This is a genomic window from Roseateles chitinivorans (assembly GCF_050632145.1).
In the GTDB taxonomy this organism is placed as follows: Bacteria; Pseudomonadota; Gammaproteobacteria; order Burkholderiales; family Burkholderiaceae_C; genus Roseateles; species Roseateles chitinivorans_B.
The window spans coordinates 3,466,847-3,484,352 of the sequence record NZ_CP192577.1 but is presented as its reverse complement, the minus strand read 5'-3'; the positions used below and the strand labels follow the sequence as shown (position 1 = coordinate 3,484,352).

The 17,506-nt window shown below is 69.5% G+C and carries 16 protein-coding genes, 1 tRNA gene and 2 pseudogenes; 9 read left to right on the top strand and 10 right to left on the bottom strand.

From position 1 onward, the window contains the following. Positions 1-107 precede the first annotated feature (107 nt). The 4 genes and pseudogenes from ACQ86G_RS16055 to ACQ86G_RS16040 all read left to right on the top strand — a co-directional run bounded on the left by ACQ86G_RS16055 (position 108) and on the right by ACQ86G_RS16040 (position 5,622). Positions 108-1,343, top strand: a complete 1,236-nt coding sequence (locus ACQ86G_RS16055; protein ID WP_431256274.1) for an HlyD family secretion protein — start codon at positions 108-110, stop codon at positions 1,341-1,343. Continuing rightward, positions 1,340-2,983: a DHA2 family efflux MFS transporter permease subunit gene (locus tag ACQ86G_RS16050; RefSeq protein ID WP_431256273.1), complete on the top strand. Its 1,644-nt coding sequence runs from the start codon at positions 1,340-1,342 to the stop codon at positions 2,981-2,983. Before ACQ86G_RS16055 ends, ACQ86G_RS16050 begins: the two co-directional genes overlap by 4 nt. Further along, a pseudogene (locus ACQ86G_RS16045) lies at positions 2,973-4,481 on the top strand (efflux transporter outer membrane subunit); the annotation flags it as partial. The gene ACQ86G_RS16050 and the pseudogene ACQ86G_RS16045, both read left to right, overlap by 11 nt. Positions 4,482-4,707: 226 nt before the next feature. After that, on the top strand, positions 4,708-5,622 hold the full coding sequence (locus ACQ86G_RS16040; protein ID WP_431256272.1) for a DMT family transporter: 915 nt from the start codon (positions 4,708-4,710) through the stop codon (positions 5,620-5,622). Between the two features lie 162 nt (positions 5,623-5,784). On the opposite strand, the gene ACQ86G_RS16035 is transcribed toward ACQ86G_RS16040, so the two are convergent. The 4 genes from ACQ86G_RS16035 to ACQ86G_RS16020 all read right to left on the bottom strand — a co-directional run bounded on the left by ACQ86G_RS16035 (position 5,785) and on the right by ACQ86G_RS16020 (position 9,075). After that, positions 5,785-6,207 carry a hypothetical protein gene (locus tag ACQ86G_RS16035; RefSeq protein ID WP_431256271.1) on the bottom strand — a complete coding sequence of 141 codons (423 nt, stop codon included), beginning with the start codon at positions 6,205-6,207 and terminating at the stop codon, positions 5,785-5,787. Positions 6,208-6,370: 163 nt separating this feature from the next. After that, positions 6,371-7,135, bottom strand: a complete 765-nt coding sequence (locus ACQ86G_RS16030; RefSeq protein ID WP_431256270.1) for a glycosyltransferase — start codon at positions 7,133-7,135, stop codon at positions 6,371-6,373. 186 nt (positions 7,136-7,321) lie between these two features. Beyond that, a complete protein-coding gene (locus tag ACQ86G_RS16025) occupies positions 7,322-8,710 on the bottom strand; it encodes an FAD-containing oxidoreductase (RefSeq protein WP_431261419.1) in 1,389 nt (462 codons plus the stop codon). Positions 8,711-8,823: 113 nt separating this feature from the next. Then, positions 8,824-9,075: a hypothetical protein gene (locus ACQ86G_RS16020; RefSeq protein ID WP_431256269.1), complete on the bottom strand. Its 252-nt coding sequence runs from the start codon at positions 9,073-9,075 to the stop codon at positions 8,824-8,826. Positions 9,076-9,162: 87 nt separating this feature from the next. Between ACQ86G_RS16020 and ACQ86G_RS16015 the strand changes: the two are divergent. Then, positions 9,163-9,965 (top strand): annotated as a pseudogene (locus ACQ86G_RS16015) (AraC family transcriptional regulator). A gap of 49 nt (positions 9,966-10,014) precedes the next feature. On the opposite strand, the gene ACQ86G_RS16010 reads toward ACQ86G_RS16015, so the two are convergent. Beyond that, the gene (locus ACQ86G_RS16010; protein WP_431256268.1) at positions 10,015-10,824 is read right to left on the bottom strand and encodes a substrate-binding periplasmic protein; all 810 of its coding nucleotides are present in this window, start codon (positions 10,822-10,824) and stop codon (positions 10,015-10,017) included. Between the two features lie 203 nt (positions 10,825-11,027). Between ACQ86G_RS16010 and ACQ86G_RS16005 the strand changes: the two genes are divergently transcribed. Further along, entirely contained in the window at positions 11,028-11,441 is a 414-nt protein-coding gene (locus ACQ86G_RS16005) for a response regulator (protein ID WP_431256267.1), read from the top strand. A 154-nt stretch (positions 11,442-11,595) separates the two neighbouring features. Here ACQ86G_RS16005 and ACQ86G_RS16000 read toward each other — a convergent pair. The 4 genes from ACQ86G_RS16000 to ACQ86G_RS15985 form a co-directional block, all read right to left on the bottom strand. Continuing rightward, positions 11,596-11,682, bottom strand: a tRNA-Ser gene (locus ACQ86G_RS16000). A gap of 152 nt (positions 11,683-11,834) precedes the next feature. Further along, positions 11,835-13,130, bottom strand: a complete 1,296-nt coding sequence (serS, locus tag ACQ86G_RS15995) for a serine--tRNA ligase (RefSeq protein WP_431256266.1) — start codon at positions 13,128-13,130, stop codon at positions 11,835-11,837. A gap of 120 nt (positions 13,131-13,250) precedes the next feature. Further along, positions 13,251-14,231 carry a 4-hydroxy-3-methylbut-2-enyl diphosphate reductase gene (ispH, locus tag ACQ86G_RS15990; RefSeq protein ID WP_297524374.1) on the bottom strand — a complete coding sequence of 327 codons (981 nt, stop codon included), beginning with the start codon at positions 14,229-14,231 and terminating at the stop codon, positions 13,251-13,253. After that, entirely contained in the window at positions 14,231-14,677 is a 447-nt protein-coding gene (locus tag ACQ86G_RS15985) for an FKBP-type peptidyl-prolyl cis-trans isomerase (RefSeq protein WP_067275053.1), read from the bottom strand. Before ACQ86G_RS15985 ends, ispH begins: the two co-directional genes overlap by 1 nt. Before the next feature lie 127 nt (positions 14,678-14,804). On the opposite strand from ACQ86G_RS15985, the gene radC reads away from it, so the two are divergent. Genes radC through ACQ86G_RS15970 form a run of 3 tightly spaced genes read left to right on the top strand, consistent with a single transcriptional unit; the run spans position 14,805 to position 16,942 of the window. Next, the gene (gene radC / locus ACQ86G_RS15980; RefSeq protein WP_431261418.1) at positions 14,805-15,473 is read left to right on the top strand and encodes a RadC family protein; all 669 of its coding nucleotides are present in this window, start codon (positions 14,805-14,807) and stop codon (positions 15,471-15,473) included. Then, a complete protein-coding gene (locus ACQ86G_RS15975) occupies positions 15,470-16,108 on the top strand; it encodes a Smr/MutS family protein (protein WP_431256265.1) in 639 nt (212 codons plus the stop codon). Before radC ends, ACQ86G_RS15975 begins: the two co-directional genes overlap by 4 nt. A gap of 57 nt (positions 16,109-16,165) precedes the next feature. Then, a complete protein-coding gene (locus ACQ86G_RS15970; RefSeq protein ID WP_431256264.1) occupies positions 16,166-16,942 on the top strand; it encodes a hypothetical protein in 777 nt (258 codons plus the stop codon). A gap of 112 nt (positions 16,943-17,054) precedes the next feature. Here ACQ86G_RS15970 and ACQ86G_RS15965 read toward each other — a convergent pair whose 3' ends face one another. Then, entirely contained in the window at positions 17,055-17,438 is a 384-nt protein-coding gene (locus ACQ86G_RS15965; RefSeq protein WP_431256263.1) for a hypothetical protein, read from the bottom strand. Positions 17,439-17,506: the final 68 nt, after the last annotated feature.

Genomic DNA, 17,506 nt, shown 5'->3' with positions numbered 1-17,506 from the left:
CAGGAACAGTGCATTCCACGCCCAGTGACTTCCATGATGAAAGTGACATTCCTATAGTCCGCTCCATCGCTCGCCGACCGGCGGGTCCACGATGCCGGAGTCCTTCCATGACCGCTTCAACGCCAGCCGCTGCCACCACGGCCACACCCACCACCACCGCGCCCTCCGCCGCGCCCGCGGCGACGCCGCCGCGTCGCTCCCTCGGGCGCGCTTCGCTGAAATGGGCGGTGCTGACGACTGTCATGCTCGGGATCGGCGCCTACGGCGCGCACTGGTGGACCGTGGGCCGCTTCCATGAAGAGACCGACGACGCCTACGTCGGCGGCGACGTGACCGTGATCGGCGCCAAGGTCACCGGCTACATCACCGAGCTGCCGGTCGTCGACAACCAGTTCGTCCACGCCGGCGACCTGCTCGCCCGCATCGACGCCCGCGACTACCAGGCCGCGCTGCAACGCGCCATCGCCGCCGTCGAGGCCCAGGACGCCGCGATCGCCAACCTGGGCGCCGCCGCCGCGCTGCAGCAGGCCGTGATCGCGAAGGCCCGCGCCGGCATCGATGCGGCCTCCGCCGAAGAGCAGCGCGCCCGCGACGACTTCGCGCGCTACAAGGACCTGGTCGGCCGCGCGGCGGTGTCGGTCGAAAGCAGCCAGCGCGCCGAGGCGAGCTTCAAGACCGCGCAGGCCGGCTCCGCCCGCGCGCGTGCCGAGCAGCAGGCCGCGGAGCGCCAGCTCGACGTCATCGCCACGCAGAAGCGCCAGGCGCAGGCCGCGCTGGACCAGGCCCGCGCCGAGCGCGACATCGCCCGGCTGAACCTCGGCTACACCGAACTGCGCGCGCCGCGCGACGGCTACATCGGCAACCGCAAGGCGCGGCTCGGCACCTATGTCGGCGCCGGCACGCCGCTGCTGGCGGTGGTCCCCGCCCAGGGCCTGTGGGTCGACGCCAACTTCAAGGAGGACCAGCTCGCGCGCATGACCGCCGGCCAGCCGGTGAGCATCCGCGCCGACGCCTGGCCCGGCGTCGTGCTGCACGGCACGCTCGGCAGCCTCTCGCCCGCCACCGGCGCCCAGTTCAGCGTGCTGCCCGCCGAGAACGCCACCGGCAACTTCACCAAGATCGTCCAGCGGGTGCCGGTGCGCATCCGGCTCGACCCGGCCGACGATCTCCTCGGCCGGCTGCGCCCGGGCCTGTCCGTGGTCGTCGAGGTCGACACCAACCACGCCGGCGCCGGCGCCAACAACGCCGCCAACAATGCCGCCAACGACGCAGCCAACAGCGGCACCAACAGCGCCGCCACCGACGGCACGAGGACCGCAACGACCACGGCGAGCGTGCAATGAGCACCGCCCTCGCCACGGCGGACGCGGGGGTGCCCCCGACGCCGACGCCACGCCAGCGCCCGCCGTTCTGGTCCGACATCGTCATCCCCATCGACCAGCTGACCACCCGCGACAAGGTGCTGGCCTTCGCGACGATGTGCGTGGGCATGTTCATCGCGTTGCTGGACATCCAGATCGTGTCCGCCTCGCTGCGCGACATCGGCGGCGGCCTCTCGGCCGGCGCGGACGACACGACCTGGGTGCAGACCAGCTACCTGATCGCCGAGATCATCGTGATCCCGCTCTCGGGCTGGCTCGCGAGCGTGATGTCCACGCGCTGGCTGTTCGCGGTCTCGGCGCTGGGCTTCACGCTGACCAGCCTGCTGTGCGGCCTGGCCTGGAACATCCAGAGCATGATCGCGTTCCGCGCGCTGCAGGGTTTCATGGGCGGCTCCATGATCCCGATGGTCTTCACCACCGCGTTCATGTACTTCAACGGCAAGCAGCGCGTGATCGCGGCCTCGACGATCGGCGCGATCGCGTCGCTGGCGCCGACGCTCGGTCCCGTCGTCGGCGGCTACATCACCGACGTGCTGTCCTGGCAGTGGCTCTTCTACATCAACCTGCTGCCGGGCCTGCTCGTCACCGTCGTCGTGCCGCTGATGGTCCGCGTGGACAGGCCCAACCTCTCGCTGCTCAAGGGGGCGGACTACCTGTCGATGGTGCTGCTCGCGGTATTCCTGGGCTGCCTGGAATACACGCTGGAGGAAGGTCCGCGCTGGAACTGGTTCAGCGACTCGACCATCGTCGCCACCGCCTGGATCGCCGGCGTGACGGGCATCGCGTTCATCGCCCGCAGCCTGACCCACGCGCATCCCATCGTCGACCTGCGCGCGCTCAGGGAGCGCAACTTCGCGCTGGGGAGCCTGTTCTCGTTCATCACCGGCATCGGCATCTTCGCCACCATCTACCTGACGCCCCTGTTCCTCGGCCGCGTGCGCGGCTACAGCGCGCTCGACATCGGCCTGGCCGTGTTCTCGACCGGCGTGTTCCAGGTCCTGTCGATCCCGCTGTATGCCTTCCTCGCCGGCCGCTTCGACCTGCGCTGGATCCTCTTCGCCGGGCTCTCGCTCTTCGCGATCTCGATGTGGGAGTTCGCGCCGATCACGCATGACTGGGGCTCGCACCAGCTGCTGCTGCCGCAGGCGCTGCGCGGCATGGGCCAGCAGCTCTGCGTGCCGCCGGTGGTGACGCTGGCGCTCGGCGCGCTGCCGCCGGCGCGGCTGAAGCTGGCGTCGGGGCTGTTCAACCTGATGCGCAACCTCGGCGGCGCCATCGGCATCGCCGCCTGCGCGACCATCCTCAACGACCGCACCAACCTGCACTTCCAGCGTCTGGCCGAGCACCTCAACACCAGCAACGAGTCCATGAACCAGATGCTGGCCTCGGTGGGATCGTCGCTGTCGGCCTCGATGCCGTCGGGCGACGCCGCCACCGCCGCACTGCGCCAGCTCTGGTCGCTCACCTACCGCGAGGCGCTGACGATGACCTTCGCCGACGCCTTCCTGATCGTGATGGTCTGCTTCATCGTCGCGCTGGTGTTCGTGCCGATGCTTCGCAAGATCGCGCCGCCGGCCGCGCCCTCCGCCGATGCGCATTGATCCGATCCGAATCCCTCGAACCCTTCGATCCCCTGGGAGATCCGCCATGTCGCCCCTGCAGTCCGCTGCCCTCCGTCCGCTGATGCGGCTCGCGCCGCTCGCGCTCGCCGCCGTCCTCGCCGCCTGCGCCCAGATGCCCGGCCCGGGCGAACGTCCCCGCGCGCTCGATGAGCGCTTCGCCGGTCAGGCACTGATCGCGCAGCACCAGGACGGCGCCGCGCCCGCCACGCTCGGCACCTGGTGGCAGGACTTCAACGATCCCGCGTTGACCGCGATCGTGCAGCGCGCGCTCGATCAGAACCTGGACCTCGCGGTCGCACTGGCCCGCGTCGAGCAGGCGCGCGCCGCGGCACAAGGCGCCGGCGCGCTGCGCCTTCCGCAGGGCGCGGTGCAAGGACAGCTGCTCACGCAACGCCAAGCGCTGAAGAGCCCCGAAGGCTCGCTGGCGCGCGGCTTCCCCGGCTACGACCGCCACCAGACGCTGCAGACGCTGGGCGTGGGCGCGAGCTGGGAAGCGGACCTCGCCGGAGGCCTTCGCCAGGGCGAAGCCGCGGCTGTCGCCGAATGGCAGGCCGCCGAGGCCGCCCGACTGGGCGCTCGCGTGAGCGTCGCCGCCGAGGCCGCCGACGCCTACTTCCGCGTGCGCGGCGCGCAGGCCCGCATCGAGGTGGCCGAGGCCCATCTGCGCACCCAGTCGCAATTGCTGCAACTGATCCAGGATCGCTTCAACGGCGGCCTGGCCGCGCAGCGCGAAGTAGCCGAGGCGCAGGCGCTGCAACTGCAGGCGCGCGGCACACTGCCGCCGCTGCGGACCGAGCTCGCGCAACAGCAGCACCGCCTCGACGTGCTGATGGGCGAACAGGCCGGCACCTATGCCGCGAAGCTGCTCGCGCCTCCGCGGCCGCCGCAGTCATCGCGGTCTGCACAGACCCCGCATGCCAGCCAGAGTCCGGAGGTCTCCCAGACTTCGACCTATCGCGTCCCATCGCTGCCCGGTGACCTGACGCCCGCCACGCTGATGCGCCGCCGCCCCGACGTCATCGCCGCCGAGCGCCAGCTCGACGCGAGCCAGGCACGCATCGGCGTCGCGACGGCCGAGTACTACCCGCGCCTGACGCTGGGCGGCGTGCTCGGCACATCGAGCCTGCACGGCGGGCTGTTCAGCCCGGACGCGTTCCAGCCGCAGGCGCTGCTGGGGCTGCACTGGCGGTTGTTCGATTTCGGCCGCGTCGACGCCGAAGTCGCCCAGGCGCGCGGCGCGCGGGCCGAGGCGCTCGCACAGGTGCGCCAGCGCATGCTGCGCGCCGCCGAGGACGTCGAGAACGCGGTCGTCTCGTTGTCCGAGCTGGAACTGCAGCGCGGCGACCTCGCGCAGGAGGTCCGCGCCCATCAGGTCGCGCGCGATGCCGCCGAGGACGCCTACAAGGGTGGCGCGGCCAGCCTGATCGAAGTGCTGCAGGAGGACCGGCTGCTGCTCGCCGCGCGCGATCAGCTCGCACAGCTGGACGCGAACCATGCGCGGGCGGCGGTGTCGGCGTTCCGGGCCTTCGGCGGTGGCTGGGATGCACCGACGTCCGCCTCGACGCCCACCCCGGCCGAGCAAGCACCGACGACGAGACCCGTCCCCCTTCGCCCACGACGGCGCTGCTGTCGCCCGCCGCCGCACAGGGCTTGGCGCGCTAGGCGCCCGACCGACGGGCGCGCCTCGTTAGCATCGGGGCCCTATGAGCCTGCCGCCAGCCTCGTCGCCCAAGCTTCCCGCCCCGCCTGCTCACGGCGCGGGCGGTCTGCTGCCCCTGCTCTTCGTCGCCGTCTGGAGCACCGGCTTCATCGGCGCGAAGTTCGGGCTGCCCGATGCGGAGCCGCTGACCTTCCTCGCGTGGCGCTACGCCGCGGTCATCGCGCTGATGCTGCCCGTGGTGCTGGTCCTGCGCGCGCCCTGGCCGCGCTCGAGGGCCGCCTGCGGGCACATCGCGGTCACGGGCCTGCTGGTGCACGGCGTCTACCTCGGCGGCGTCTTCACCGCGATTGCACACGGTCTGCCGGCCGGCATCACCGCGCTGGTCGTCGGCCTGCAGCCGCTGGTCACGGCGCTCGGCGCGCGCGCCTTCCTCGGCGAACGCATCGCGCCGATGCAGTGGCTGGGGCTGGGCGTCGGATTTCTCGGCGTCGGACTCGTCGTCGCGCAGAAGATCGCGGCGGTTCCCGGCGGCGCGTTGATCACGATGCTGTTGCCTGCCGTCATCGCGCTGATCGGCATTACCGCCGGCACGCTCTACCAGAAGAAGTTCTGTCCTTCCTTCGACCTGCGCACCGGCTCGATCATCCAGTTCGTGCCGAGCCTGATCGTCACGGCCGCGCTCGCCGCGATGACCGAGACGATGCAGGTGCACTGGACCGGACAGTTCGTCTTCGCGCTGGCGTGGCTGGTGCTCGTGCTGTCGCTCGGCGCGGTCAGTCTGCTGAACGTGCTGATCCGTCGCGGCAGCGCGGTCAACGTCGCCAGCCTCTTCTACCTGACGCCGCCGACGACCGCGCTGATCGCATGGGCGCTGTTCGGCGAGACGCTGACGCACCTCGCGATGGCCGGCATGGCGCTGGTCGCGATCGGCGTCTGGCTGGCACGCAGGACGCGTTGACGGCGTCCGCGACGTCACGCGGCAATCGCGCTGCCGTCGGACGTACGACGCGAAGCCGGCAATTCCGGTCCACGAATTTCGGCCCATCAATTTCGGCCCACGAATTCCGGCCCACGAAAAAGGCGGCCACGCGGGCCGCCTTCCTCGGTGATGACAGCGGGATCAGTTGCGGTCGGCACGCGCCGGCAGCGTGCTGTCGGTCGTGCTGTCGTTGCTCATCGTCGACGTGTCCGTCGACGAACCGGCAGCCGGGGCGCTCATCGGCATCGGATCGGTCTGCGAGCGGACGTTCGGGTCCTGACGCTGTTCCGTCGTCTGGTTGTTGCCGTTGTTCTGGCTGCTGGTGGCGGGCTGGCTGTTCTGCCAGTCGTTCGTGGTCGCGGGCTGCCCCGTGCTCGGATTGGCCGCCGGGGTCGCAGGCGGCGCCTTGCCTTGGTCGTTGTTGTTGGACAGCGGATCGTTGGTCTGATCGCGCGCGCCCACGGAGCCGGAGCTGCCGCCCTGGCCTTGCGCATGAAGGAAGCCGACGCCGGAAGCCAGCGCAATCGCCATTGCCACGGTGGTGATCTTGGAACGGGGGTTCATGGTGGATCTCCTGGAAGCTGTGGATTGAAGGTCTTGCCGGGGGCCACCGCTCGGTTCGCATTGCGTCCTATCGCATCGCGAACCGTCGCGGCACCCTTGCAAGGAAAGTGTGGCAATCCCGATGCCCGCGCTGTTCCGACGTGGTGCGCCGGGGCATGGTCGATCAGGCCTTGAATCCCGAGGCCCGGGCGGGCGAAGGCTCGAGTTCATCGAGCACGGCGACGATCGCGACCGGCGGTGTCGACGCAGTGGCGGATGGCACGATGATTTCCTGCGCCAGCGGCTGAGCGAGCGAACGCGCCTGCGCGGCGCCGCGCGACTCCGTCGGCGCAGCGAGCTGTCGCAGCCGTTGCCCGATGGCATCGAGGCTCTGCGCCGCTTCTTCGCCATCGTCCTCCGCGTTGAAGGGGTCGAGGCTGATGCGATCAGGCGAGAGCCCCAGCCCCAGCGCATGGAAATAGCTCGCCTCCGTGACGACGCTGAGTTGGCTCGCGATCAGGCGATGCACCTCCAGATCGGGCATGTCGAGCTGCACGCCCTGAACCGTGGCAAGCACTGGCGTACGCGTGATGCCGCCGGCCAGTCCCGCCAACCGATGCGCATTCGGCAGATGCGCATGCAGCACCGCCGCCTGCTTGTTGCGGATGAGCCCGATGAGCACCTGGATCGCGTGCCACGGCGGATCGTCGGGCATCGCCACGACGACGGTGTCGGCGCCGAGATCGCGCAAGCGTTCCGCGTACGGTCCGTCAGCGGGACAGACGACGGTGAAGCGGACATTCCCGCCCTTGCCCTGCCGCTCCACGAGTCGCTCCACGAGGCGCGTCGCGCCGAGCCGATCGGACGCCGTGGCGAGCGGGCACGCCTCATCGGGTGCTTCATCCGACGGCACGGCGCCGACGATCTCGACGATGTGCAGCGAGGGCACGGGGTTCCCTGTCGTCACGGCAGAGAGCGTCGGCGTCGCGCCGGGGCGTCGTTGTGCAGGGCGGTCCATCTCGTGCCTCTTGAAACCGCTCCATGCGGTGAAGACCGCATGGCAAGGCCCGTACCCGCCGGGCCGCGGGCCTCTCACGCCGCGCGCCGGCGGGCCGGCTGGGGCATCACCCGCGGGTCACAAGGGCTTCAACGACTGCAGCACGGTCGGGAGCAGTTCGCTCACCGTCGGGTGGATGCGCACGCCGCCGGCGGTGACATCGGTGTACGGCCGCTTCGACGCGATGACGTCGAGCAGCGATTGCACCGCCTCGTCGCCGTCGACGCCCAGCACCATCGCGCCGAGGATCGCCTTCGATCCGGCGTCGACGAGGATCTTGATGAAGCCTTCGGTCTCGCCCTTCTCGATCGCCCGGCCGACGCGCGCCATCGGCCGCGTGCCGATCAACGCGGGACGGCCGCTGGCGCGCACCTCCTGCTCGCCGAGGCCGATGCGCGCCAGCGGCGGATCGGTGTACAGCGCGTAGGTCACGACGCGGTCGCCGACGCCGCGATCGGCGCCGTCGAGGAGGTTGGCCGCCGTGACCTCGAAGTCGTTCCACGAGGTGTGCGTGAACGCGCCGCGGCCGTTGCAGTCGCCGAGCGCCCAGATGTGCGGCACGCTGCTGCGCAGCTGGTCATCGACGACGATGTGGCCGCGTTCGTCCACGTGCACGCCGGCGCGGTCCAGCCCCAGGTCGTCGGTGTTGGGCCTGCGGCCCGTGGCGATCAGCACGTGGCTGCCGCGGACCTCGGGTTCGCCGGTCTGGCAGTTCACCTGCACGGCGACGCCCTCCTCCGCCGGCGCCAGCTTCACGCATTCGGCGCCGGTGCGGATGGTGAGGCCTTCGCGTTCGAGGATGCCGCGCAGGGCCTCCGAGACATCGGCGTCCTCGCGCGGCACCAGCCGCAGACCGCGCTGCACGACGGTCACCTCGGAGCCGAAGCGCCGGAACATCTGCGCGAACTCCAGCCCGATGTAGCTGCCGCCCACGACGACGAGATGCCGCGGCAGTTCCTCGAGCTTCATGATCGACGCGTTGGTCAGCCAGGGCACGGTGTCCAGGCCCTCGACGCCCGGCTGCGCGGGGCGGCCGCCGACGTTGATGAAGAAGCGGTCGGCGCGCAGACGACGCCCGTCGACGCTGACCGTGTGAGGATCCTCGAAGCGCGCGTGGCCCATGATCAGCTCGACCTTGGGCATGCCACGCAACCACTTCTCGACGTTCTCGCGTGACTGGCCGGAGATGCGCGCCTTGCGCGCGACGACGGCCGGCAGGTCGACGCCGACCTGCTCCGGCGTCCGCACGCCCCAGCGCGCGGCCTCGCGGACGACCCAGGCGGCATGGGCGCTGGCGACCATCGCCTTGGTCGGGATGCAGCCGGTGTTGACGCAGGTGCCGCCGACACGCGAGCGTTCGATGACGGCCACGCGCCAGCCGGCCTGCGACATGCGCTCGGCCAGCGCGGGGCCGGCCTGGCCGGCCCCGATGACGATGGCATCGAAGGCGTCGTTGGACTGGGGGATTCACTCACGGCGACGCTCCTGGAAGGGGATCGTCGCGGAGTCTGCCATCGTCGGGCGACACGTCAATGCGCACGCCCTCCGCGCGCGCCGGCGCCAATGCGTGTCAGTGCGCGTCAGTGCGCCTCGAGCAGCGCGCGCAGCCGTTCGTCGCGGACATCGAGGACATCGAACAACCCGAGCTCGCGCAGCGCCGGCAGCGCTTGCACGATGTCGCGTTCCGCCTCGGCGCGGCGGCCGGCCTCGACGGCCGGATCGCCCCAGGCCTTCGCATTGACGAGGAATGCACCGACGGTGCCCTTGCGGATCACGGTGCCATTGCGTTCGATCTGGTTCTGCCCGTCGGGCAACAGGTCTTGGGCCTTCATGCGTCTGCTCCTGGTGGTGAAAGGATGGAGGCATCGTAGGCAGCAACGATTGGCCTGAGTACGTCATCCAGGACATAAGATAGTCCGATGACGCCACGACGAGTCACTGCGCCCCGAGGCGGGAAATCCTTCGAGACCGCCGCCCGTGCCGAAACGCTGCTGCTGCGCGCGGTCGAGCAGACCTCCGCCGACGGCCGTTCGACGCGTCGACATCGGCACGCGAGCGGTCAGCTGCTCGGCGCGAAGCAGGGACTGCTCACGGTCGAGGTGAGCGACGGCCGCTGGGTCGTGCCCGCCACGCACGCGTTGTGGATTCCGCCGGACATCCCGCATGGGCTGCGTTCGCATGGCCCCTTCGCGGGCTGGAGCGTCTATGTCAGCCCCGGGGAAGTGAAGCGTTGCCCATGGCGCCGCGGATCGTGGCGGTGTCCGGCCTGCTGCGCGAGGCGGTGACACGCGCTGCGGGGTGGCCGGAGACGGCCACGGCGCTCGACGCCGTGCAGACGCGCGTGGCCGGCGTGATCCTCGACGAGATCGCGGCGGCGGCGCCGGTGGCGCTGGGACTGACCCTGCCTTCGGATGAACGGTTGCTCAGGATCGCCCGCGCGCTGACGGCCCGGCCGGACGATGAACGCCGGCTCGACGACTGGGCCGACTGGGCCGGCATCGCGCCGCGCACGTTGACGCGGCGTTTCACCGAGGAGACCGGCTTCAGCTTCACCGAATGGCGCCAGCGCGTGCGGCTGCTGCGCGGGCTGGAACTGCTCGCCGCGGGCAAGCCGGTGACGGCGATCGCGCTGGAGCTGGGCTACGACAACGTGAGCGCCTTCATCGCGCTGTTCAAGCGGACCTTCGGCGTGACGCCGGGAAAGTACGGCGTCGACACCTGAGACCACGGAGGCCGCGGAGGCCGTCGGCGCGGGATCCGCGGAACCCGGGTCAGGTGGCGCCGTGACGCCGCCGGATGGCGGCCAGCGCGCCGCGCTGCTCCAGCACCTGGATCGCCTGGTCGATGCGGGCCAGATCGCGATCGTCGAGCCGGCGACGGCTCAGCATCAGGCAGACCGGCTGCACGCTGTGGCCGAAGGGCTGCCGCAGCAGCCGTACGCCCGACGCGCGCGCCTGGGCATGGACGTCCAGGTCGTCGCCGAGGATCAACGCCGCCCGGCCCAGCCGCAGCATGTCGACGCCCTGACGCGTCGTCTGATACGGCAGCAACAGACCTGCTTCGGCCAGACGCGGTCGCCACTCCTCGAAGTCGTTGCCAAGGCTGAGCGCGTCCACATGCAGCAACGGAATGCGCCGCTGCAGCACCTGTTCGAAACCCTGGAGTCCGACGAGACGTGGATCGCGCGGATCGGTCGCCGCGACCATGAAGGCTTCATTCCGGTAGGTGCGGGTGTACATGACGGCCTGCTCGCGACCGGGCACCGGTGTCGCCGAGAAGATGACGTCGAACTGGTCGTTGAGCAGCTCGCGATAGCGCCGTTTGCGCCATTGCGCCGAGCCGCGGATCCAGCTCAGCTCGTAACCCGCCTGCGCAGCGATCACCTGGAGCAGTTCCGCGTCGAGCCCGCGCATGCTGCCGTCGGCGCCAGGCACGAGGTAAGGCGGCCAGGACTCGGCCAGCACGCGCAGGACGCGGGGTCGGGCGCCTCCCCACGCGGAGGTCCCCCAGGCGAGTGCCAGGCCGCCCACGATGGAGCGGCGGCGGGGGCCTCGATCGTCGGACGGGCCGGATGGAGTCATTGCCTCGTTGAGAGCCATCACGGTGCGGGTTCGACCCAGTGTGCGCCCGCCTCCCGGGCGCCACAAGGCGCCGTGGACGCTCGACCCGGCGACTCCCCCGGATGAGGGCCGATGACCGCCAGGGTCCAGAGAAAGTCACGTGGTACCGCAATCGTTCGGTTATCCACATGGTTTTGTCAATTTTAAAAGCGCAAAATTGATACATGAAAGTCGTTCTTGTCGAAGACTCCCCGCTGGTCCGCAAACATCTGTTGGCGGCCCTGAAGGAACAGCCCTTCCTGTCGGTCGTCGGCCTCGCCGCCACCGAGGCGGAGGCCTTGTGCACCGTCGGACTGACGCGACCCCACGTCGTGGTGCTGGACCTCGCGCTGGCCTCCGGTTCCGGGCTGGAGGTCCTGCGCAAGCTGCGCCTGGCCGGATTCGGCGGGACCATCCTGGTCCTCAGCAACCGCGACGCGGAGGTCTACGGCCCGCTGTGCGTGCGCAACGGCGCCAACGCCTTCTACGACAAGGGACGTGAGTTCGAGCAGTTCCTCGCCGACCTGAACGTGCTGGCCGAGGCGCCGCGACTGGCGGCCAGCCAGCCGATGAGCCTGAGTTCGCTGCATATGCGCTGACGCGGCGTCACTTCGGTGGCGAACCGGAAACAGATTCCCGCCGCGGCAATTCCGATATGCGGAAACGACGCGGGTGAAAACTCCCGCACACCGCGCGGAAAAAGAAAACCCGCTCTGGGCGGGTTTTCTAAGTGCTTGATCGAGCAAGCTTTTTTGGAGGAGAGGGGGGATTCGAACCCCCGAGACGTTTCCGTCCGCCTGATTTCGAGTCAGGTACATTCAACCACTCTGCCACCTCTCCGGGAATTCGGTGATCGCTGTGGTTGTTAGCGACTAAGCCTAAGAGTATAGCGAGGTTTTTGAGGCCTCCGCAACAAGCGCTCCGTTTTTGGGCGAATGCCGCCCCGACGCAACACTTGTTCCTCCATCCCCCCGCGCGCCGTCCGGCTGCGCTCAGGCCTTCAGCACGTCCTTGCCGCCCAGGTACGGACGCAGCGCTTCCGGCACGGTGATGCTGCCGTCGGCCTGCTGGTAGTTCTCCAGCACCGCGACCAGCGTGCGTCCCACCGCCAGCCCGGAGCCATTCAGCGTGTGCACCAGTTCGTTCTTGCCTTGCGCGGTCTTGAAACGCGCCTGCATGCGGCGAGCCTGGAAGGCGCCCATGTTCGAGCAGGAGCTGATCTCGCGGTAGGTGTTCTGCGCCGGCAGCCAGACCTCCAGGTCATAGGTCTTGACCGCGCCGAAGCCCATGTCGCCCGCGCACAGCAGCACCGTGCGGTACGGCAGGCCGAGCTTCTGCAGCACGGCTTCGGCGTGGCCGGTCATCTCCTCCAGCGCGGCCATGCTGTGCTCGGGCTGCTCGATGCGGACCATCTCGACCTTGTCGAACTGGTGCTGGCGGATCATGCCGCGCGTGTCGCGACCGGCGGAGCCCGCCTCCGAGCGGAAGCACGGGCTGTGCGCCGTCAGCTTGACCGGGAGTTCGTCGACCGTCAGGACGCTCTCGCGGACCGAGTTGGTCAACGAGATCTCCGAGGTCGAGATCAGATACTGCTCGGCCTGCTCGTCGTCGCCGCCGCGCAGCACCCAGAACATGTCCTCCTTGAACTTGGGCAACTGGCCCGTGCCTTCAAGGATCTCGCGGTTGACGATGTAGGGCGTGTAGCACTCGGTGTAGCCGTGATCCTGCGTCTGCATGTCGAGCATGAACTGCGCGAGCGCGCGGTGCAGGCGCGCGACCGGGCCCTTCAGGAAGGCGAAGCGCGAACCCGACAGCTTGGCGCCGAGTTCGAAGTCCAGGCCCAGCGGAGCGCCGAGGTCGACGTGGTCCTTGACCGCGAAATCGAACTCGCGCGGCTGGCCCCAGCGGCGCACCTCGACGTTGTCGGTCTCGTCCGCGCCGGCCGGCACGCTGGCGTCGGGCAGGTTGGGGACGCTCATCAGCATCGTGTTGAGCTCGACCTGGATCACGTCCAGCTTCTCGGCGCCGGCCTTCAGTTCGTCGGCGATGCCGGCGACCTCGGCCATCACCGCACTGGCGTCCTCGCCCTTGCCCTTCAGCATGCCGACCTGCTTGGACAGCTGGTTGCGCCTGGCCTGCAGCTCCTCGGTGCGGATCTGCACCTGCTTGCGGTCGGTCTCCAGCGTCTTGAAGCGCTCGACGTCCAGGAACGGTTGGGGATTCTTGCGCTGTTGGAGGCGCTCGATGGCGGCGTCCAGATCCTTGCGCAGCAGGGTGATGTCCAGCATGGTGTGTCTTTCGTGTTCTGCGCCGACGGCGGCCCACTTCAGGGGGCGTCGGCGATGGCATGGGGGTATCGATCAGCGGAGGCTCGGCGGGCGCCCCTCCTAAGAGGGTCGCCGCGACGATCAAGATCGGCCGCTGGTGACCTCGGCCATCGACTTGTCGCCCAGCCCCATCGGCAGCGGGAAGCGCACGTGCTCCTCGACGCCCGGCAGCGTGCGCACCGTCGTCGCGCCCAGTTCGCGCAGGCGCGAGATCACGGCCTGCACCAGCACGTCGGGCGCGGAAGCCCCCGCGGTGAGGCCCACCTTCGAGCGACCGTCCAGCCATTCGGCCTGCACGTCCTCGGCGGCGTCGACCATGTAGGCCGGCGTGCCCAGGCGCTCGGCCAGCTCGCGCAGGCGGTTGCTGTTGGAACTGGTCGGGCTGCCGACCACCACCACCACGTCCACCTGCGGCGCCATCACCTTCACGGCGTCCTGGCGGTTCTGCGTGGCGTAGCAGATGTCCTGCTTCTTCGGCTCGCGGACTTCGGGGAAGTGCTTCTTCACCGCGCGCAGGATCTCGGCCGCGTCATCGACGCTCAGCGTCGTCTGCGTGACCACCGCCAGCCGGCTCGGATCCTTGACCCGCACATGCGGCACGTCCGAGGCCTCCTCGACGAGGTAGATCCCGTCGCTGAGCTGGCCCATCGTGCCCTCGACCTCCGGGTGCCCCTTGTGGCCGATCATGATGAATTCGTAGCCCTCGCGGTGCAGCTTGGCGACCTCGACGTGCACCTTGGTCACCAGCGGACAGGTCGCGTCGAAGATCTGGAAGCCGCGTTCCTGCGCTTCCTTGCGCACCGCCTGGCTGACGCCGTGGGCCGAGAACACCAGCGTCGCGCCCGGGGGCACCTCGGCCAGGTCCTCGATGAAGATCGCCCCCTTGGCCTTCAGGTCGTTGACGACGTAGGTGTTGTGCACGATCTCGTGGCGTACGTAGATCGGCGCGCCGAACTTCTTCAGCGCGCGTTCGACGATCTCGATCGCGCGGTCCACGCCGGCGCAGAAGCCACGCGGCTCCGCCAGCACGATGTCCTTCATGTTCACGTCCATGGCCGTCATCACAGCACCCCGATCAGCTGCACCTCGAAGCTGACGGGCTGTCCCGCCAACGGGTGGTTGAAGTCGAACAGCAACCAGTCCTCGCCCAGCTCGCGCACCACGCCGGCGTACTGGCCCTGGCCGTCCGGCGTCGGGAACTGCACGACGTCGCCGACGTGGTATTCCTCGTCCGGATCGCCCAGCTGGCGCATCAGCGCGCGCTTCACGCGCTGCAGCAGCTCGGGATTGCGCTCGCCGAAAGCCTCGCCCGGCGCCAGCTCGACGCGGGTGTGCGTGCCTTCGGCCAGGCCGACGAGGCGCGCCTCGATCGCGGGCGCCAGTTCGCCGGCGCCCAGCGTCAGCGTGGCCGGCAGCTTGTCGGCGAAAGTGTTGATCAGGTCCTGGCCGTCCGGCCCGCTCAGCCGGTAATGCAGGGTCAGGAAGGATCCTGGTTGAACGAGGGTCACTAGTCAGGGGGATTTTGGGAATCGAAGCGTGATTTTAGGCTGGAGCGCCATGATCCTTCCTCCGAGTTCCGCCATGACCGTTCTCGCCGCCCCGATCGCCCCGTCCAAGCCGCGCGTTCCTTCGGGAATGGCCGGGCTGCCGCCCGAGGCCCGCCCCCGGGAGAAGCTGGACGCGCAGGGCGCCGCCGCACTCTCCGACGCCGAGCTGCTGGCCGTCCTGCTCCGCACGGGCTTGCCGGGCCGGCCGGTCCTGAACCTCGCGCGCGACGTGCTGGACCATTGCGGGGGGTTCAGGCGCCTGCTGCGCAACCCCCGCCCCGCCCTGGCCGGGGTCAAGGGACTGGGGCTGGCCAAGCGCGCCACCGTCCTGGCGGTGATGGAAATCGCCCGGCGCGCATTCCGGGAATCGCTGGGCGACGGACCGATCTTCGAGTCCGCGCAGCACGTCCGCGACTACCTGCGGCTCGAGTACGACGCCAGGCGCGCCGAGTGCTTCGCCGTGATGTTCCTGGACACCCAGCATCGGCTGATCGCCCTGGAGACGCTGTTCCACGGCACCCTTTCCCATACCATTGCATATCCCCGGGAGGTGGTGAAACGCGCGCTGATCCTGGACGCCGCCGCGGTGATCCTGGTTCACAACCACCCCACGGGCCGCACCGATCCGTCGCCGCAGGACGTCCAACTGACCCGCGCGATGATCGAGTCGCTGGCGCTGATCGACGTGAAGGTCCTGGACCATTTCATCGTCGGGGCGGGCCAGCCTGCATCGATGACCGACCTGGGCCTGCTGTGAACGACCGACTGCGCAGCCTGCAAGACCTGCAGACGCTGCACCGAGAACTGAAGCTCCGTCAACGCGCGGAGGAAGAGCGCCGTGAGCGCGAGGCCGCGCTGGCGCGCCTGCGCGACGAGGAGGCCCGCATCTTCGAGCGCACCGTCGGCAAGGTCGTGCCGCTGCCCGCGACCAACCGCGTGATCCTCAACGCGGGCCGCCCCGAACCGGAGCCGCGCCAGCGCGAGCTCGACGAGCAGATGGCCTGGAAGCAGGCGCTGTCGGACGATTTCGACGTCGATTCGCTGCTGGAGACGGACGAGACGCTGTCCTTCCGCCGGCCGGAGGTCTCGGCGGAGTCGGTGCGCAAGCTCAGACGCGGCCACTGGGCGCTTCAAGCGCAGATCGACCTGCACGGCCTGCGTCGTGATCAGGCGCGCGAGGCGCTGGGCCTCTTCATCCACGACAGCGCCCGGCGCGGCCTGCGCTGCGTGCGCGTCGTGCACGGCAAGGGCAATGGCTCCCCCGGACGCGAGCCCGTGCTCAAGGCGCGCGTGCGCCGCTGGCTCGTGCAGAAGCAGGAAGTCCTGGCCTTCGTCCAGGCCCGCGCCAGCGATGGCGGCAGCGGCGCGCTGATGGTCCTGCTCAACAGCTGAGCGTCGCCGCACGCCCCGCCTCCCGCCCACACGGGCTTTCCCCTCCCCTGAAGCGCGTTGTTTTCCGGAACACGCGATTGCATCGCCCTGCCCGCGTCGCTAGTCTGCGGACATGCCGGCGTAGTCGAGAACCGTTCTCAACAAATCGAGTCTTCGCAACCACGCAGCCATCGTTTCGATGGGGAGGGAACACGCATGTCGATCCACGCTCCCAACGCCCGCGCCACCGGGTTCTTCCTGGTCGGCCTCGTCCACCTGCTGATGGTGGGCGCCCTGGTCAAGGGCTTCCAGCGCCATGCCACGGAGGCGCCGCCGCTCATCCAGGTCAAGACGATCGACGAGCCCGAGAACAAGCCCAAACCGGCCGAACCCCTGCGTATCCCCGAGCCGACGATCCCGATGCCGCGCGTCATCGAGGTTCCGATTCCGCCCGTGGAGATCGTCCCGACGCGGGAGCCGGTCATCGCCACGGTGGGGATCTCCGATGGCCGGAAGAACGAATCGTTCCCGGTGACGGAAGTCGGGGCGAAGCAGGACGTGACCCCGGCCAGGACGCCGCCGACGACCACCCTTCCGCAGCCTGGCGCCATCTGCACGCAGATGGCCGCGCCGGAGATGCCCGCCGTGAACTGGAGCGGCGAAGCGCTGTTCCGCGCCATGGCCGACGTGCAGGGCGGCCGCGTCGTCGCGGTGCAGATCCAGGCCCTCGGCGGTTCGATGGATGTCCGCACGCGCCGCGCGCTCTCCAATGCCATCGAAGGCACGCTGAAGGCGCGCTACGTCTGTCCGGGTGAGCATCGCTTCCAGCAGGACTTCGCCTTCCGCATGGACTGACCCCCGTCGCCCTCGCGCAGAGGCTGAAATGAAAAAACGCCGGCACGCGCATCGCGTGGCCGGCGTTCTTCTTCGTGACTTCGGCGCCACGCCCTTCCGGGCGACGACGGCTTCAGTGCAGCATCAGGCTGCCGTAGGGCGACACGGGGGTCGTGAAGGCCATCAGCAGCCGCTCCGGGCGGAACTCGCCGACCGACTCCGCCCCTTGCCAGTGGGTCTCGATCGCATGCTCCAGACCCTTGAGCACGCAGAACGACATGAAGGCGTGTTCCGCCTCCTCGCCGTCCATGTCCACATGCTGCAGCCGCACGCAGGCCGCGCGCAGGAAGTTCAGCATCTGGATGGGACTGTCGCTGTCCGGGCAGTAGCCGGCGCAGACCTCGATGTCTTCGCGGGCGTCGTCGGACAGCCAGAGGCGGCCGTCGTCGATCCGGACATGCATCAGGTCGGGATTGGCGTCGATGCCGACCTCATCGTCGTGGAGCAGCGTGTACATGATGGATGCAACGGTAGACGAAGGCGGCCGGGCCGTGTTCACCGGTCCCCCGACACGACCGGCGCCCG

Bases quoted from the DNA above. Each gene is read 5' to 3' on its own strand.
- ACQ86G_RS16020 (WP_431256269.1), bottom strand. From the start codon at position 9,075: ATGAAGGCCCAAGACCTGTTGCCCGACGGGCAGAACCAGATCGAACGC.
- ACQ86G_RS16005 (WP_431256267.1), top strand. From the start codon at position 11,028: ATGAAAGTCGTTCTTGTCGAAGACTCCCCGCTGGTCCGCAAACATCTG.
- ACQ86G_RS16035 (WP_431256271.1), bottom strand. From the start codon at position 6,207: ATGAACCCCCGTTCCAAGATCACCACCGTGGCAATGGCGATTGCGCTG.
- serS (WP_431256266.1), bottom strand. From the start codon at position 13,130: ATGCTGGACATCACCCTGCTGCGCAAGGATCTGGACGCCGCCATCGAG.
- ACQ86G_RS16050 (WP_431256273.1), top strand. From the start codon at position 1,340: ATGAGCACCGCCCTCGCCACGGCGGACGCGGGGGTGCCCCCGACGCCG.
- radC (WP_431261418.1), top strand. From the start codon at position 14,805: ATGGCCGGGCTGCCGCCCGAGGCCCGCCCCCGGGAGAAGCTGGACGCG.
- ACQ86G_RS16055 (WP_431256274.1), top strand. From the start codon at position 108: ATGACCGCTTCAACGCCAGCCGCTGCCACCACGGCCACACCCACCACC.
- ACQ86G_RS15965 (WP_431256263.1), bottom strand. From the start codon at position 17,438: ATGTACACGCTGCTCCACGACGATGAGGTCGGCATCGACGCCAATCCC.
- ACQ86G_RS16010 (WP_431256268.1), bottom strand. From the start codon at position 10,824: ATGACTCCATCCGGCCCGTCCGACGATCGAGGCCCCCGCCGCCGCTCC.
- ispH (WP_297524374.1), bottom strand. From the start codon at position 14,231: ATGACGGCCATGGACGTGAACATGAAGGACATCGTGCTGGCGGAGCCG.
- ACQ86G_RS16040 (WP_431256272.1), top strand. From the start codon at position 4,708: ATGAGCCTGCCGCCAGCCTCGTCGCCCAAGCTTCCCGCCCCGCCTGCT.